16 protein-coding genes and 1 pseudogene are annotated in these 17,937 nt (G+C 27.7%); all 17 read right to left on the bottom strand.

All coding sequences use genetic code 11. The features are described 5' to 3' along the window. Window positions 1–290, bottom strand: a pseudogene (locus tag Q0F58_RS05845) (hypothetical protein); the annotation flags it as partial. Then, window positions 291–710: an EFR1 family ferrodoxin gene (locus tag Q0F58_RS05840; RefSeq protein WP_294373574.1), complete on the bottom strand. Its 420-nt coding sequence runs from the start codon at window positions 708–710 to the stop codon at window positions 291–293. 113 nt (window positions 711–823) lie between these two features. Continuing rightward, entirely contained in the window at window positions 824–1,651 is an 828-nt protein-coding gene (locus tag Q0F58_RS05835; RefSeq protein ID WP_294373571.1) for a helix-turn-helix transcriptional regulator, read from the bottom strand. A gap of 235 nt (window positions 1,652–1,886) precedes the next feature. Continuing rightward, window positions 1,887–2,501, bottom strand: a complete 615-nt coding sequence (locus tag Q0F58_RS05830) for a class I SAM-dependent methyltransferase (RefSeq protein ID WP_294373569.1) — start codon at window positions 2,499–2,501, stop codon at window positions 1,887–1,889. A gap of 203 nt (window positions 2,502–2,704) precedes the next feature. Then, entirely contained in the window at window positions 2,705–3,244 is a 540-nt protein-coding gene (locus Q0F58_RS05825) for a CPBP family intramembrane glutamic endopeptidase (protein WP_294373566.1), read from the bottom strand. Between the two features lie 155 nt (window positions 3,245–3,399). Then, window positions 3,400–3,891 carry a hypothetical protein gene (locus Q0F58_RS05820; protein WP_294373564.1) on the bottom strand — a complete coding sequence of 164 codons (492 nt, stop codon included), beginning with the start codon at window positions 3,889–3,891 and terminating at the stop codon, window positions 3,400–3,402. 103 nt (window positions 3,892–3,994) lie between these two features. Then, window positions 3,995–4,279, bottom strand: a complete 285-nt coding sequence (locus tag Q0F58_RS05815; protein ID WP_294373561.1) for a phage holin family protein — start codon at window positions 4,277–4,279, stop codon at window positions 3,995–3,997. Window positions 4,280–4,808: 529 nt separating this feature from the next. Continuing rightward, entirely contained in the window at window positions 4,809–5,291 is a 483-nt protein-coding gene (locus Q0F58_RS05810) for a GNAT family N-acetyltransferase (RefSeq protein ID WP_294373559.1), read from the bottom strand. A gap of 139 nt (window positions 5,292–5,430) precedes the next feature. Then, window positions 5,431–5,961, bottom strand: coding sequence for a flavodoxin family protein (locus Q0F58_RS05805; RefSeq protein ID WP_294373554.1), 531 nt, complete (start codon window positions 5,959–5,961; stop codon window positions 5,431–5,433). A gap of 165 nt (window positions 5,962–6,126) precedes the next feature. Beyond that, window positions 6,127–7,212 (bottom strand): hypothetical protein, encoded by a 1,086-nt coding sequence (locus Q0F58_RS05800; RefSeq protein WP_294373551.1) that lies wholly within the window; start codon window positions 7,210–7,212, stop codon window positions 6,127–6,129. Next, window positions 7,205–7,696, bottom strand: coding sequence for an RNA polymerase sigma factor (locus Q0F58_RS05795; protein ID WP_294373549.1), 492 nt, complete (start codon window positions 7,694–7,696; stop codon window positions 7,205–7,207). The genes Q0F58_RS05800 and Q0F58_RS05795 overlap by 8 nt, the downstream gene beginning before the upstream one ends. A 497-nt stretch (window positions 7,697–8,193) precedes the next feature. Beyond that, window positions 8,194–9,696, bottom strand: coding sequence for a GGDEF domain-containing protein (locus Q0F58_RS05790; protein ID WP_294373547.1), 1,503 nt, complete (start codon window positions 9,694–9,696; stop codon window positions 8,194–8,196). An 83-nt stretch (window positions 9,697–9,779) separates the two neighbouring features. Next, entirely contained in the window at window positions 9,780–10,967 is a 1,188-nt protein-coding gene (locus Q0F58_RS05785) for a pyridoxal phosphate-dependent aminotransferase (RefSeq protein ID WP_294373544.1), read from the bottom strand. Window positions 10,968–11,322: 355 nt separating this feature from the next. After that, window positions 11,323–13,416: a methyl-accepting chemotaxis protein gene (locus Q0F58_RS05780; protein ID WP_294373541.1), complete on the bottom strand. Its 2,094-nt coding sequence runs from the start codon at window positions 13,414–13,416 to the stop codon at window positions 11,323–11,325. A gap of 378 nt (window positions 13,417–13,794) precedes the next feature. Beyond that, window positions 13,795–13,965, bottom strand: a complete 171-nt coding sequence (locus tag Q0F58_RS05775; RefSeq protein WP_294373538.1) for a hypothetical protein — start codon at window positions 13,963–13,965, stop codon at window positions 13,795–13,797. A 263-nt stretch (window positions 13,966–14,228) separates the two neighbouring features. Then, a complete protein-coding gene (locus Q0F58_RS05770; RefSeq protein ID WP_294373536.1) occupies window positions 14,229–15,620 on the bottom strand; it encodes a peptidoglycan binding domain-containing protein in 1,392 nt (463 codons plus the stop codon). A 301-nt stretch (window positions 15,621–15,921) separates the two neighbouring features. Continuing rightward, window positions 15,922–17,580 carry a ribonuclease J gene (locus Q0F58_RS05765; protein WP_294373580.1) on the bottom strand — a complete coding sequence of 553 codons (1,659 nt, stop codon included), beginning with the start codon at window positions 17,578–17,580 and terminating at the stop codon, window positions 15,922–15,924. Window positions 17,581–17,937: the final 357 nt, after the last annotated feature.

The raw sequence follows: 17,937 nt of genomic DNA, 5'->3' as shown, positions 1-17,937 counted from the left end.
AATGCATCCTCATCGCTGCTATAATTCTGCACTTCTACATGAATAAATAATATTTTGCTGTTATTATCTTTTAACCTTACTTTTATTATTTTATCTGATATTATTTTTTCAGCACTGTCTTTATCAAATATTTCTCTCTGTATTTCTGAAAGTTCAAGATCAAGACTTTCAGTCCCAATTTCCCAGTCTATATCATTAAATATCTCTGGAAATAAAACTTCCACCACTTCTATTTCAAAAGCTTCAAGAATTGTTTTCCAAGCTGCATCATAATCATGTTTTTTTGACACTTATCTTATCCTTTCTTTTTCTTTACAGAACATCTTCTTTTGACTTTTTTCATTTGATGCGCCATAACTTATAATATAGTTTCCAGGCATTCTTATTATAAACCCTCCACTTAATTTTTTACCTTTTTTCTTCAATACCTCATCTGCCATATCAAGTGCTTTTCCAGGAAGTCCTCCGCAATTTACTACTGCATAGACCATAGTTTCATCACTTAAATTAAGCTTATTCAAAAAATCACTTATTATAAGAGGCATCCCCCAGTTATATACTGGATATACTATACATAAAGTTTCTCCTTTAATCATTTCTCCATTATATTCTGTTACTTTTTTAATAATACAATCTCCAATATTCTCTGCTAAATCTTCCGCAATTTGAAGACTATTCCCTGTTCCTGTGAAATAATATATGGTATTCATATAAATCCCTCCATTGAAATGTATATAAAATATAAGTTCTGTTAAATTTAATCCTAATTTCACATTAATAATACAGTAAAAATTTAACTATTACTTTCAATTACCTGCTATTTTTATTTTATAGTTTTATAAACTTCTCTAAGTGATATTCCAAACATTCTTTTACATGTAGCTGCACAATGTGATGGGCTGTCAAAACCAGCAGCAATGCTTGCTTCTGTAATATTCATTCCCTCATTTATATACTTTGATGTCTTTTTAAGTTTTTCCAATGCCAGAAAACTATGTAGTGTCATTCCTGTTTCTTTTTTAAAAATATGTGACAAGCGACTTTTAGACAAAAAGACATTTCTGCCTAATTCATCTACCATTGAAGGTTGAATACATTTCTGTTTCTTAATATAAGACAATATTTCACTTACCCTCTTATCAAAAGTGCAGAAATCATTTTTATTTAATCCACATATACTCATAAGACTTTCATAAAGAATTTTATCTGAAATCATATTTTTATTAATATTGACATCATCCTTCACATCTATGTTATTATACGAATATGATTTAAACCTGTTATAAATATTACTATTACTTTCTATTGCAGTATTTGCTTTTATGTATTGTCTACGCACTTCATCAACTATTTTTTCATCTAATACATGATATTTTTTCCCATTAAGATAAACCTTATCAACAGACTGCCCATATGGACTTATTTTTGTAAACAAAAATACAAATGCTCCATTTTGTGGTATATTTCCTGTATGAACCACTTCTGAATTTATGCATATTCCCCTGCATGATATTTTTTCATTTTCAACATTCCATATCATATCCTCGCCCAAAGAAATTATAATATGAGATGCTAGGTGTTTATGAGGCTCAGGATCATTATAGTCTGCTAACATCATTAAATTTTCTTCAATATCATACATTTTGGACATTCTCTATACCTCCATATCCATTAAGAATCTTAAATATCCATATTTATATATTCAAAAACCTGTAAGAACTTGATAAATTCAAGCTTTACAGGCTTTTAGCATTCCAAGTAATTACCACAGTATCATCTGTTGATAAATCTTCTACCTTTAAATCAACTGCATCTTCTTCATAATCACAGCAGTCTACATCTTCATATTTAACTTAAAAAATTCAACTTAAGCTCTATCTATTTATCTAATTATAATATTTAATAAAATAACTCTTCCCATTGACTATTTCTTCAATCAAAACTTTTGAAAAACCTGCTCTTTTTCCTAATTCTATGTAATCTTCCTTTTCAAAAAATTGAAATCCTTTCTGTGTATAAGACAATTTTTTAAGCCATTCTTTAGAATAAACTGCATTATAAAATATCCCTCCACTTTTTAAAACCCTCTTAATTTCTTTTAAACCCTTTTCCACATCTGGCCAAAAGTAAATAGTATTTATGGAAGTGACAATATCAAAAGTTCCATCACTAAAATTCAAATTACAGCAGTCTCCTAATGAAAGATGTATTTTTCCTTCATATATTCCATTTTTATTCCTGTCTGATGCTGCTTTAAGCATATCTTCTGAAATATCTATTCCATGTATATTTGCTTTAGTCTTTTCAAATAACTGCTTTATAAGATATCCATTTCCATATCCAATATCTAAAATTTCATTTCTGGATTCTACATTTATATTTGAAATTACTGTTCTATACATTGCTTTATTTATTATGTTCATAATTAGGCAGCACAACTTTCCAATTAGACCTCTGGGATTTCCAAACTGAGAGCCTATGTATTCTTCAAATTTATTCACAAAAATCCTCCCATCATTTTTAACAACATATTTTATGCTATCCAATTGTAATTTATCTTCCAATTAATTATATCATTCTTCCAGAACTATATTATTCAATAATGAAATTTTCACCTTCCATATAATGCATAAAATAGTTCACAACTAATACAATCATCAATTAGATCTGCAAGTTGAAGACTATTACCTATATTATATAATTCTTAGAAAATATTTATTATTGCATGAGCTGTTGCCAAAGTTGGTATTCCTATTGTTTCTTTAAATTCTGTCCTCAAAACTCCAAACACTATACCTAAAAAAAATGCATTTATTACCTGTGAAATGCTATGATTTATTGGATAGTGATATAAAGCAAATAATAATGCTGATATAAAAACAGTCATATTATTTGATTTTATAATTTCCTCCACATTTTCTAAAATAAAGCCTCTCCAAAATGTTTCTTCAGATATACTTACAATAAATTGACTGATTAATGTATATATTAATTGACTTGGAATCTGTGGAATGCTTCTGAAAAAAATCAACTGAGCAATAAGCATTATAATGCTTACTATTACTCCTAATAACATCTGCATATAAAACTTAGATAGAAACAATCCGTATTTTTTAAATGATATTGTAGAAATTTTCATCAATGTTAGTGTAATTATAAATAATATTATATATGTAAAATTCTGAACTGCTTTTTTAATTATTATAGATATTGTTTCATTGTTATATATAACACGAATAACCAAAAATGTTACACTTACATATACAAGCAGTCCTAAAGCCAGTAATAATAATTTATTTAACTGAAATTTGTTTTTTTAATATTTTCATACACTGTCCTCCATTTCTAAAATTTAATTTTTAATTATAAATGTTAGAATAATTAATTATTCTATATGTATTATCCAGTATAAACATTAACAATAAAGTACTTATCCCCAACCTGTTCTATGTCCACAAAACTACATTTATTAACTACCCAGTTATCGTCAGCAAGTTCTCCATTTCCAGCAACCCAGAAATTGCTTTCATCAGTATATTGAATATCATATGAAATATCTAAAGTAAATTTATCTTTTTCTTCTTTTACAAAGTCAACATCATTAATTTTATAGTCTGTAAGACAGACTACAGGCTGTCTATTTAAATTTTGAGATTTAACCATCTTCCAATCTGTTCTATTTTCATTTATATATTCATCAAATAAATTTCGTCCTATTTCAATTTTTTCATCTTTGCTCATATCTTCTAATTTTTTAATTTCACTTTCTTCACTAATGTCAAAGGAATTATTCTGTGAATGCTTTCCTATTCCTGCATCATTACATCCCATACAAAATGTAAATACACATACTGCTCCTATAAATAAAATTACTGTTTTCCTTATACTCATACTTTTTCTCCCATCAGTCACCACTTAAAATTTCTAAAATTATTTTAACATAATATCCAATTTTTTCATATATTTTACCCTAATCTATCCTAAAGCCTGTATATCAATCTTTTTTACCTAACTGTTTAGCTGTCTGATTCACTCCTACAGCAACTCCCCAGCATAATATTCCTTGTAATATTCCATTTACAATTACATCTAATGCCACTTTATATTGACTATTGATTACATCTAATAATATGGCAAAAGTAATTCCAAAAATCATTAGTATAATTGTAATATAATTATCTTTTACTTTATCTGTTTTTTTCAAAAAGATTCCTACTACATATATGACAACAATTAAAATCATCAGATTCTCCGGTATAAAATTCAATAAATTTTCCATTTTATTCTTTCACCTCCTTATTCTGTTAAAACAAATAATATATGCATATATGAATTATTTTTCTGTATTATGTCATTTAAAATATCTAGTATTATCTGTTTCAAATTCACTATATAATTTATATTATAAGCTGTAAGTTTTTTAATTGAGGATTTTTCATATTGGCATAAATACAAAATCTAACTCAACATATAGTATATCTCAAATGAATATAGATACTATATCTTGAGTCAAATCATATAAAATTATAATTATGAAATATCCACAATTATATTTTCAAACTATTTATAATATAATTTATGCAAAATAAAAAAGACCTGTTACAGTCTTAATATTTCTCTATGTAAATTAATCTAACTAATATATTTGATAAAACAACTCATCTCATTAACTATTTCTTCAATACAAAACTTTCGAAAAAATATATATTTACCAATTAAAATCACATTAAACAAAAAATAACACATAATTTAATCTTAATGATTTTAATTATGTGTTATTTCTTTGATAAAATTTCTATATAAAATTCTTAGAATGTGAGCCTCATCTGATTCCATACAACATTACCATGAACTGATTCAGATATTCCTTCATTCATAAATCCAAATTTAGAATAATAAGGTATTAATCTTTCCTTACATGTAAGCACCAGACCTTTTCTTCCCTGTTTCTTTGCATCAGAAACTGCCCTTTTTATCAATTCTCCTGCATATCCTTTTTTTCTGGCTTCAGGTATTGTATTTACCCCAAATATCATCTGCCACTGGCCATTTTCATCATGCAGTTCTGCTTTTTCGTACATTTCATCAGATAAATCTGGATTATTTGTAACAAATCCATCTACAAATGCAACTAATTTTTCTTTATCAAACATAAGCCAGAAATGATTCCCATAGAATTTTAATCTTTCTCTAAACTCTTCTTTAGATGCAGCTTCTTCAGGCGGAAAACATTCTGCTTCAACTGCTGCAATTGCCTCAAGATCACTTAACTCTGCTGTTCTGATTACCATTGCCTTCACCTCATAGATTTAAATTTATATAGTTTGTTGATTTATAGCATTACCTTCCAATCAACTCTGTATCCCTTTTAAATACACATAAATAAATGTATAAGGAATCAAGATTATATTTTATGAAAAGTTATTTGTATCATTTTAATTTTTCTCCTAATGAATATGCATTAGAAAGTACCGGACTGTCTTTTGCACTACCTTTTTCAGTCATATTAGGCATAGTTACAATCCCCATATCCTTCCATTTCAAATATGATGTCATTGCTTTATATTGTGCAATTGCTGCATCAAATACATGATCTGCTCCAGCATCTAGAAGAAGTGCTGTTTTATTAAAATTAAATCCTGTGCTTCCTCCTGCATATAAACGGTCAATGACTGTCTTCAATTGTGATGTGATATCAAACCAGTAAATTGGAGATGCAAATACAACCATATCAGCATCTTTCAGTTCTTCAAAAATCTTCTTCATGTCATCATCAATAATACAATTTTCAGAATGTGAATAACAATAACGACAAGCCTGACATCCACGTATATTCATAGCTGCTACATTTAAAATTTTAACATCATGATTATTCTTTGATGCTCCATCAGCAAAAGCTTCTGCCATAATTTCTGTATTACCATGTCTTCGTGGGCTTCCATTTAATACAATTATTTTCATTAGTATCTTCCTCCATAACATCAAAAGTGTCTTACTTTCAATTTACAACAATCTTATCGTGATTTTTACTTTTTAATATACTCACTTTAGTTTACTTAACAAAAATATTGTAACATAATATGTCAATATACTTACCGCCAGTTCTTTACAGCATGTTTCTACAATCTATAAGCTGCTTTCTATCATATTTAAAATTTCTGATTCATCCATGCCTTCATTTGATGAAATAGAATATGATATATCATCTTTTGTCCATTTTGCAAGGTTAACTGATTTATCACTATTTCCTTCCAGCTTTATAGTTGTACCATTGAGATCACAGGTATTTTTGAATTCATATATATTATAATCTCCACTTACATATTCATTTCCTCTTCCAGCTCTGAAACTGATTCTTTTTTCTGAATCATCTACATAAGTCACCTGTATTAATTCATTAGACATAACACATATATTTTCAGTTTCAAATTTATCAGGCAATTCTTTTATACTGTTCATTTTTAAATTTGCCAGCTTTTCTGCTTCTTCTAATGTTTCACAATCTTTAATATAAAATCCACTCTGCTCAACTAACGAATCAGCTGAATAATCTTTTTCTTTTTTTTGTAATATTCCATTTTTATCACTTTCTGAAGTAGAATTCAATGAATTTTCACTATTATTTTTGCCTTTAGGTAATTCTGTCTCTGATGTATTAACGTTATTTGAAGTTTCAGACGATGGTTTAATTGAATCATCAGAATTTTCTACTGAATTATCTTTAATATATTCAGTATTGTGTGATTTATCTGACTCCTTTTCATTTTTTTCTATGTTATTATGTTCTTGGCTTTCTGACTGTTCATTTTTATTGATTTTATGTTCATAATCTTCATTGTAATTATTATCTGCTTCACCAGTCTGTGATACAGTACTTTCATTATCATTAATATTATTTTCTGTTATTTCTTCTTCACTATTTCTATGCTCTGGTTCTGAATTTGAATCCTTTATTTCTTCCTGTTTAGGAGCTTCAAATTTATTCATATTAAACAACTGTGGATTTTCTTTAACTACATTTAAACATATAATTACTGTAAAACAGGCTGCAACTCCAACCATGCTTCTTTTTATGTAATTGCTCTTTTTTATTTTATGAGCATGATTATTTTCATTCTGTAAATTAGTGTTTAAAACATTGTGGAGTATTCTCTTTTTCATTTCTTCATCCATAACTATTTTTTCAAATTCATGTCTAGGCCTCTTATTCAAAAGTGTACTCCTCCTTTAATTCTTTTTTTAAGATTTTCCTTCCTCTGGACAATAATGATCTTATTGTTGCTTCCTTCTTATCTATCATATGTGCAATTTCCACTGTATTATAATTCTGATAATAATATAAATATATAACTTCTCTATATTTCAGCGGAAGCCCCAACACTTTATTGATAACATTGTCTTCCTTATATTCGTCATAATAAGGAACATCTGTCATTTCCACATGTTTTTTTAACCATGATGACTTCAATTTATTCCTACATATATTTCGTGCAACATAAATAAGCCAATGTTTTTTATGCTCCTCACTCTCAACCTTGTCCATATTTTTAAGCAACTGGATGAAGACTTCTTGTACCACATCTTCTGCATCATACATATTTTTCATATATGAATAAGCAAATCTAAGCAGCATGTCCCCATAATTGTCTAAATCACGTGAAATAATTTCATCTACGCTCAATGAAATTTCATTCATTATAAAACTCATCCTTTCATCCTTGCAGCACAATAAATTAATAAAAATTTATCAATTTCTAATCTACAATATTAAATTATCCTTCCCAAGATGTCCATATTTTATATTGTCAATTCTCATATTCTTTCCCGTTAATATGATTTAATAAATATATAATTTAATGCGCCCATGATGATTATGGCTTTAATAGTATTTATTTAATATTTAAAAATATTTTCTATACATCATACCTCCTTTAATCATATCATCTTCTTCCTCTATTAATAGTAATTCAAATCCAAAATTTCTAATAACATTTTCATAATATTAATTACTTTTCATATACAATACAAACCAAAATCCAAAAGTGTTGCAACATATGAAATTTTTTTATAAATTTAAATATTAAAAATAAAATTGCCAGACTTATAAATATAAAAACTTATAATATCCAGCAATTTTATACTATATATTTTAATTTCATTCTAAAATTGATTTATAATTTCTTTAGTTCTATTTTACTGCCTATTTTTATGCATTCTCTTCTTATTGGCATACATATTTCTATCAGCTCTTTTCATCATATCCTGTACATAAACATCTTTATGATATTTAAAATTTGTATATCCAATTGAAAAATCTATCTCTATATTTTCATTTTTATTATATTTTTCTTGTGTCTTCCTTATATCATTAACTATTTTCTTGGAATTATAACCACTGTAATTATCTAAAAAAACAGCAAATTCATCTCCGCCAATTCTATATACTTTATATTGGTCTTTCAATGCTTCTTTTATTATATTTGCTGCCATTTTTATCAAATGATCTCCTTGAAGATGCCCATAATTGTCATTCACTCTTTTCAAATGATTTACATCTACTATTATCCCCCATAAATCTTTTATGCTTTCAAGTCCTGAATTTAGCAATTTCATCCTATCTTCATATGCATTTCTATTTCTTATTCCAGTACTCTTATCTATATATATCATATTTTCTATTGATGTATTGTCTAGCAATTCAATGCCTTTTAAAATCATTTCCTGACACTCAATATTTTCTGGATATTTATAAATTATTATAGAATTATCATCATACACTATATCTTTCATTTCTAACAGAAATAATTTTACTGCTTCTTCATTATATGTAATAACTGCAAAACATCCCGTAAACAATTTATATAGATCAGTCTTGAATTTATAATTCAATTTATTATCAAGTTTAGATATTATAGATCTTTTAAATTTCTTATCCCACTCATCAACATAAGCTACAACAACAAAAAATCTTTTATGTATAAATATTTTATCATTTAAGACTTTAAAAAACGCATATTGATTCAATATTCCTGTAGTCTTATCTATAAATTCTGCGGGATTTTCAAAAGAGAAAAATAACATATACATAACTAATGTCTGGGTTGCACTTGAACATAAAAGTGTTGGAAATATCATTTGAATAATACCTCCTGCTGATATTGCTAATATAGCTGAAAGCATACCATTTATCACTTTTCTTTCTATTATTTTTCTATATTTAAAACAATAGCCAAACATAACTATAGTATAAAAAAGAATACTCACATATATTGTATTTGCTACTGTTCCATATAAATAATTAGTGGGATCACCATATTTATAGTCTACTGTTCCAAAAATAACAAAAAAACAAGAGACAATTATAGGAATGGTAATTATTATATTTTTAATTAATATTTTAGATTTTTCAGTATTTCTTATATATAAACTAATGTATAAATATAAATAGAAAGCAGATAAGTCTAATGTTAAAATAAAAATTTTATGAGCAATAGAATTTATCAAAGTAGGAACTGTAGAAAGATTATTTACTGTATACACTGTTATAACATCAAAAATTATATTTATAAAAATATTTATAATACATATTCTATATACTAAATTATATGATGTTCTTAAATTTCTATTTTTCTTATAATAATTCCACAGACTTACTAAGAATATAAGACTTACTATTTGAAGTTTTATCAGCTGCATAAAAATCTGCTCCCTTTATTACTCTATTTTTATGAAACAAGTGGAAATCTGCCAATCTCCACTTGTTTCATAATTACATATACTTATTTTCTATATTCTTCTGCCAATTTCTTGAATAGCGGAAGAGATTTCTTTATTGTTTCAGTGCTTATGCAGTATGATGCCCTGAAATATCCTGGACATCCAAAATCCCCTCCTGGAACTAATAATAAATCATATTTTTTAGCTCTTTCGCAGAAAGCCACTTCATCCTCTTCTAAAGCTTTAGGAAAAAGATAGAATGCTCCATCTGGTTTTATACACTCAAAACCAGCGTCAATCAATCCATTATATAATAATTCCCTGTTTTTTTCATATATACTTATATCTGAAGGAACATCAGCACATCTTGCTACAACTTTTTGGAATAACGCTGGAGCATTTACATGAGTTAACACTCTTGCAGCACCTGCAATACTTCCAAATACCAGATTAAAATCTGCAACTTCATCAGGAATTACAATATATCCAATTCTCTCTCCTGGAAGTGAAAAAGATTTGCTGTATGAATAGCATACTAAAGTATTTTCATAGTATTTTGGTATGTATGGTATTTTTACATTGTTGTACGCTACTTCTCTATAAGGTTCATCTGCTATTATAAATATTGGATGATTATATTCTTTTTGCTTTTCCTTTAATATCTGCGCAAGTTTTATTATTGTTTCTTCTGAATATACTGCCCCGCTTGGATTATTAGGTGAATTTATTATGACACCTTTTGTATTTTTATTTATTATCTTTTCAAATTCAGAAAAATTAATCTGAAAATTTTCAAGATTAGCTGGAACAACTTTAAGCTTTGCACCTGTTGATTCAACAAAACATTTATACTCTGGAAAATATGGCGCAAAAGCTATAAATTCATCATTTTCTTCAGTCAATGCTTTAAAACATATAGTTATTGATGCAGCTGCACCTGCTGTCATAAACAAATTCTTTCCTGAGAAGTTTGTTCCAAATCTTTTATTTATGCTTTTTGATAAAGTTTCCCTTACTTCTGGATCCCCAGGAGCTACAGTATATCCATGAATACTGCATGGATCTTCATTTTTTAATATATCAATCATTGTATCTGTAATAGGCTTAGGTGTAGGAACATTAGGATTTCCAAGACTGAAATCATAGATATTTTCCTCACCAACTACCTTAGCTCGTTCTTTTCCATATTCAAATATTGTCCTTATTGTTGATTTTTTGCTTCCTAATTCATACATTTCTTTTGATACCATTTTTGTCACTCCTTAAAACTTCTTATCCCTTCATATATGTTTCAATTAACAATATACAATTAATAATGAAATCTTTATCAGGTTCCGTTAATTATTTTGTAACCTTATAATTAAAACATATATCTTATGATGTTTATATAATCTGTCACTACAACAAAATTTTATAATTATTTTATTATTAATTCTTATTATATTGTATTAAATTATAAAGAAAATTTAAAGTTTTTTTATAATTTATCATCAACACTGCACAATTGACAATTTGCAATTTTTGAAATCACCCATGAATTCTTAGGAAATGTACTCATTTAAAGCAATATTAAGACAAAATATTCTTGAAAATTCTGATTTAAATTTATAATTTAAACTTTTTGACCATATCATATAATTTATTTGATATTTCTTTCTGTTTCTTTGCTGTTTCTGATACTGAATCAACAGCCTGTGTAACTTCTCCTATACTAGATTCTATAGCTTCTGCACTTTCAGAAGATTTCTGTGCATGGCTTGTTGTAACTTCAATTGCCTGTGTAACTTCTCTAACTGTTGCTTCTAATTCCTGTGACATAGATGCAATTTCATCTGACATTTCACTTACAAATTCTGAATCGTTATAATAATTGCTGCTCACTTCGGACAAAATCTTAAATTGACTTTCCATATTGGAATCCATAAATTCAAGGATTTCTTTACTTCCATTAGAAAGATTATCAATCTTTTCTTTCACTTCAGAAATTATATTTCTTATATTTTCAACCTCACCTGATGACTGTTCTGAAAGTTTTCTTATTTCTTCTGCTACTATAGCAAATCCCTTTCCATGTTCTCCAGCCCTTGCAGCTTCAATTGATGCATTTAAGGAAAGAAGATTTGTTTGTTCTGCTATATCAGCAATTGTATCTGCCATAACTCTTATATTATCAACCACTTGAATTTCTTTAATAAATTTTATCTGTTCTTTTTCTTTATCAGCATAGACTTCTTTCATGTTCTTCTCATAATCGCTTCCCTGTTTTCTAACTGATTCTGCTCTTAATTTAGAACCATTTGAATTATCACTTCCTTCCACTGCTTTTTCTGAAAGAACATCTACGCTTGTACTTACCTGTTGTATTGATGCACTTATTTCTTCTGATGAAGAACTTGTTTCTTGTATATCATAAGTTATCTTATTAATTGCATCTTCTATATATTTTGACTTTTCTATAAGATAATCCACAGTCATTGCTAGTTCATTACTGCTTCCTTTCATATTCTCAGATTCCTTATAAATAGATTTTATTAGCGATTCCAATTCTCTTCTCATATTTTCGTAAGCTCTGGACAATTCACCAATTTCATCTTTATATTTTATAAGCGAATCACTTTTCTTATTATATGTAAAGTCAAGTTCTCCAGCTTTTTTTATAATTCCTGTAACATTGACAATAGGTTTCGCAATTATTCCTCCTACAAAATATGATATTATCATTGCAATGACAATTCCTCCAGCTAGAACAAGTGCTATTTTAAATGTAAGATCTTTTGATTCTTTAAGTATCTCATTCTGTGGTGCAGTAAGAAGAAGCCCCCATCCATTTGATGCCTTGCAATAACTCAACATCTTCTCTTCACCATTATATTTATAAATATATTGTTTTTCTGATTGTTCATCAAAGCTTCCTATATCATCAATTAAAGGTTTCATAATTCCATCTTCCACTGATTCCAGTGCTGTATTTATATCAAGTTCAGGATGATACATTATTTTGTTTTCAGCATTAACCAAAAATGCATATCCAGTGTCATAAATTTCCGTTTCTTTTACAATATCTGTTATTTCATTAAAATCTATATCCATTCCTACAACTCCAATTGTTTCTCCATCCTTAAATAGAGGAATGACATATGATACCATATATTTATCTATATTAGAATTAAGATATGGATCCATCCATGTAGCTTGCTTAGCTTTTATAGGAATATAATACCATCCAACATGTTCCAAATCCTCTGGATCATATTGACTGAAATCTGTTGGAGTAAGTTTTTCAAAATCCCTATCAACACTTGATTTTGAATAAAAAATACCAGATGTAGGTTCACAAAATTCTGGATTGAATCTCACATAAAAAGTCAATGCTCCATCTGTATTATCTCCAACTTTCTCTGCTATTCCTTCTATCTTCTGTTCATATTCTTTTACATACTCTGGATCTGTTTTAAATTTTTCCACATCATCTAGACTGTTGACAGCTATATCACTTAATATCTTTACTGAACCTTCTATACTAGATATTTTCTTGTTCAATTCTTGCTGCTCAACTTGACATATAAGTGATAGTCTTTCTTTCGAATCTGAATTTGCAACATTTGTAGAATTCTTTATACTTATTATTCCTACTATAGCTGAAATCATTATTGAACATATTAATATAGCTATAAATATTTTACTTTTTATACTTTTCACATCATACCACCCCTTATAAAAATCTTTTACCCTCCATATATATTTTACCATTTAATCTTAAATATGTATATTATAACTCTTTTTTTATATACTTTTCTCTATTATTTAAGAACATGCTTTTAACAATTTAATACAAAAAATAACTGTAGCATAAATCTTTCCTGCATAATACATTTGTTTTCTAGCTTATTTTAATCTATTAAAAATTTATGTTTTAGATTTAAATATTTTCCAGATTTCATTTCATATAAAAACTCTTTCTTCAACTGCATGTTTTTTATATTTTTCAAAAATCATACATAAATTATTTCAACATATAATTTTCTAAAAAAATAGAGGCAAATTAAACTTCTATGTTTAATCTGCCTCTAATAAAACTTATTTAGCTTGTAAAAACATTTCATAGTTTTCTATCTTATCCTCTCTGTCAGTTCTTCTCAACCACTCATTATATCTTCGGATATTTTTCTCTAAGTTTTTCAGTTTTACTTTGCTATTGAGTTTTTTCTCTTTTTCTGCATAGATATTTATTTTTATTATATTTCCCATTCTTTCTCACCTCCTCTGTTATATAATAATATACACTTTTTTTATGTCATTTTGGTATCAAAATTTAAATTTTTTCAAAAAATATATATTGCAGCAGCTTAATTTAAACTTTTTCCAAACTTATTAAACTAAAATAGAACAGCAGTATAGATTTCAAGTAAATATAAAATCTATACTGCTGATTTAATAAAATTAATAATTCACAATTGTCAATGAAAGACAAAACCTTAGATACACACCCTTAATGTTTCAACGTATATATCTTATTCATAATAACATATAATTGGTGTACCTGCCTCAATATTCTGAAATATCTTTTCTGCAACTGCATATGGTGCATTTACACATCCATGTGAGCCATTTGTAAGATAAATTTTCCCTCCAAATGCATTTCTCCAGCCTGCATCATGAATTCCTATATTATTGTTGAATGGCATCCAATATGTAACACTGGATTCATAATTTTCGCCTTTTAATGTGGCATTCTTTTCTTTGTAGTTTAATCTGTATGTTCCAACAGGGGTTGACCAGTTATTTGCAGCATTACCTGTTACAACATCTCCTTCTACAATAAGCGCTCCATTTTTATAAAACCACAGGTGCTGTTTTGTCATATCAATTTCAACATATGTATTTCCAACATCATCTTTTTCTCTTGATATAGCATCTTGAGAATAAGCAGGTTCTTTTGTAACTTCTTCGCCATTTTTTACAGTTTGAATAAGATCCTCTGTTTCTTTCTTTTTATCTATAATCCATCCATAATTTCCGCCAACAACTTTTATATTTCCACCTGTTGAAGTTTTAAAATCTCTTGTATTAGCATATGTATTATAATCATGAGCTAGACCTTCGACATACTTTCTTGCTTTATTTTCATCTACAGTTACTTGCATATTATCATCAACGCCAAGCCATGTACTTATTGTAGAACCATCTAATACTTCACTTCTGCTTCCAAATTGATATGTTATTTTAGAATCTGCAACCTTATCTAAAGAATCTTTTGCAGCTATTACTTCCGGAGATTCTTCATTATACTTAGGTTTTTCATAACAATCAAGTGCATCTAAATCTATTACTTTATTTCCATTCTTTATTGCATCTGAAACTTTATCATATAAAGCTTCTTCATCAATTTTACTTCCTTCAACTTGAGGAACTATTTTAAAGCTGTCACCAGAATATTCAAAACTTGGATTTTCTGGCTTTATTATATTTTTCTCATCAAAAAATGAAGATTTATCAACTATGTTCTTTAATGAATCTTCATTAAATGTTACTAATTGTGCATTTGTAAGTTCATTTTTACTAAAAAGAGATGTTATCCATAAAAACGGATTCTGTGTTTTTTTAAAACTTTCAACCTTATCATTTTTTTCATACTGTAAATCAATATCTGTTCCTTTAATTTGCTCTGAAACATTATTTCTTCCATCAAGTTCAAGCGTATATCCTGAAATATCTTCAGACAATAGCGTTTCTGCTTCTTCAACAGTTTTACCGGCAACATTTATATCATATATTGTTGATCCAAAGAAAAAGTGATTCATAAAATATGCTGACATACCAAGATATATGGCTGCTAAAGGACCAAGGGACATTACAATAATCTTTGCTGCTTTTCCGCCATCATTTTTCCTACGTCTTCTCATTTTTGTTTTCCCTCCCGTATTTATATTACATACAACCTATTTTTTCAATTTGTCCCTTTTATAAAAATTACTATATCTACTATACCACAAAGATAAATAAGTGTAAAAATAAATTATATGCATATTTAACCAATATAGCATATAATTTTATTTTTACAGCATATTTTTTATTTTATAATTGAGGATTTTTCATATTGGCATAAATACAAAATCTAACTCAACATATAGTATATCTCAAATGAATATAGATACTATATCTTGAGTCAAATCATATAAAATTATAATTATGAAATATCCACAATTATAATTCCACAATTACTGGCAGAATCATTGGCTTTTTCTTCATTGTCTTATATATAAATGTATCAACTTCTCTTCTTATTGAATTTTTAATTTCGGCCCATTGAGTTATATTATTTTCAAGACAATTATACACTGATTCTCTCACAATATCCTTTATATCTTTCATCAATGCTTCTGAATCTCTTACATATACAAATCCTCTAGATATTATATCTGGACCACATACAATATTTTTTCCTCGTATATCTATTGCAACAACAACTGTTATCATTCCATGTTCAGCAAGGTTTTTTCTATCTCTGAGTACCATATTTCCAACATCACCAACGCCCATTCCATCTATAAGAACTCTTCCTGAAGGAACTTTTCCAACTATTTTTGCATGTTTTCTTGTAACTTCAAATATATCTCCAACTTCAAGCATGAATATATTATCTTTGTTTACTCCCATGCTTTCTGCTATTTTTCCATGAGTCATAAGATGTCTATATTCACCATGGACAGGTATGAAAAATTTCGGTTTCAATAAAGCCTGAATAAGCCTTAATTCCTGTTCACATGCATGACCTGAAACATGTATTTCTTTTATTGATTTATATATTACATTTGCACCTTTTTCAGTAAGATCATTTATTACATTTGATACAGCCTTTTCGTTTCCTGGTATTGGTGAAGCTGAAATTATGACCATATCTCCTTTTTCAATTTTTATAAACTTATGAGTAGATGATGCTATCCTTGTAAGTGCAGCCATGGATTCACCCTGGCTTCCTGTCGTTACAATTGTAATTCTGTCATTAGGATATTTATTGATTTCATCAAGCCCAATTATCATATCTTCTGGAATATGAAGATAACCTAATCTTCTTGCAACTTCTGATATCTTTTCCATGCTTCTTCCACTGAAAGCTATCTTTCTATTATATTTAAAAGCACAGTCACTTATCTGCTGTAATCTGTGTACATTTGATGCAAAAGTAGAAACTATTATCCTTCCAGAAGCTTTCCCAAAAAGATTTTCCAAGGTTTCTCCTACAGTCTTTTCAGACATTGTATATCCTTTATGAAGTGCATTTGTACTATCTGCCATAAGAAGCAGTACACCTTTTTTCCCTAACTGTGCCATCCTTTGAAGATCAATCATTTCATTATCTATAGGTGTAAAATCAATTTTAAAATCTCCTGTATGAACAATAATTCCTATTGGTGTATGAAGTGCAATTGAACAGCTATCTGCTATACTGTGATTATTTCTTATAAATTCAGCTTTAAAATATTCAAAATCAACAAATTCACCGGGCTTTATTTCTTCCAAAACACAATCATTAAGCATTTCATGATCTTCCAGTTTTGCTTCTATGAGACCTAAAGTTAATTTTGTAGCATATACAGGAATATTAATCTGTTTTAATATATATGGAATTGCACCAATGTGATCTTCATGTCCATGAGTAATAAGCATTCCCTTTACTTTGTCCTTATTCTTTATAATATATGTTATATCTGGTATAACCATATCTATTCCATATAAATCTTCATCAGGAAAAGCAAGACCACAATCAATAATTATGATTTCATTCTTATACTCAAAAGCTGTCATGTTCTTTCCGATTTCCCCAAGACCACCTAAAGGAATTATCCTTATTTTTTTCTCCATAGGCGAAAGTTTTTTCTTAGGTTTTCTCTTTTTATCCTTATTTTTGTCATTTTTTAATCTCACATTTTCTTTTTTTTCTATTTTTTCCAATTTATCACCTCTTAGTATTATCTTTATATTATTTATTTTAATCATATTATTTTCTTATATTCAGGTTCCATACTAAAACTGTATTTGCAATTATTTATCGCGGCATTATCAAATAACATATTTTTATGTGCAGAACCTATATTATTTAATAACATTAATTTAAAAATATAACTAAACTATATCTGACATCTTCTTTATTTGCAACTCATATTAAATATAAACATTTATTTTAAGAAAATCTATATGATATAATTTAGATTGCAGAAT

The organism is uncultured Clostridium sp., assembly GCF_934754915.1.
Lineage (GTDB): Bacteria > Bacillota > Clostridia > Clostridiales > Clostridiaceae > Clostridium.
This window is presented reverse-complemented; position numbering and strand designations above follow the sequence as displayed.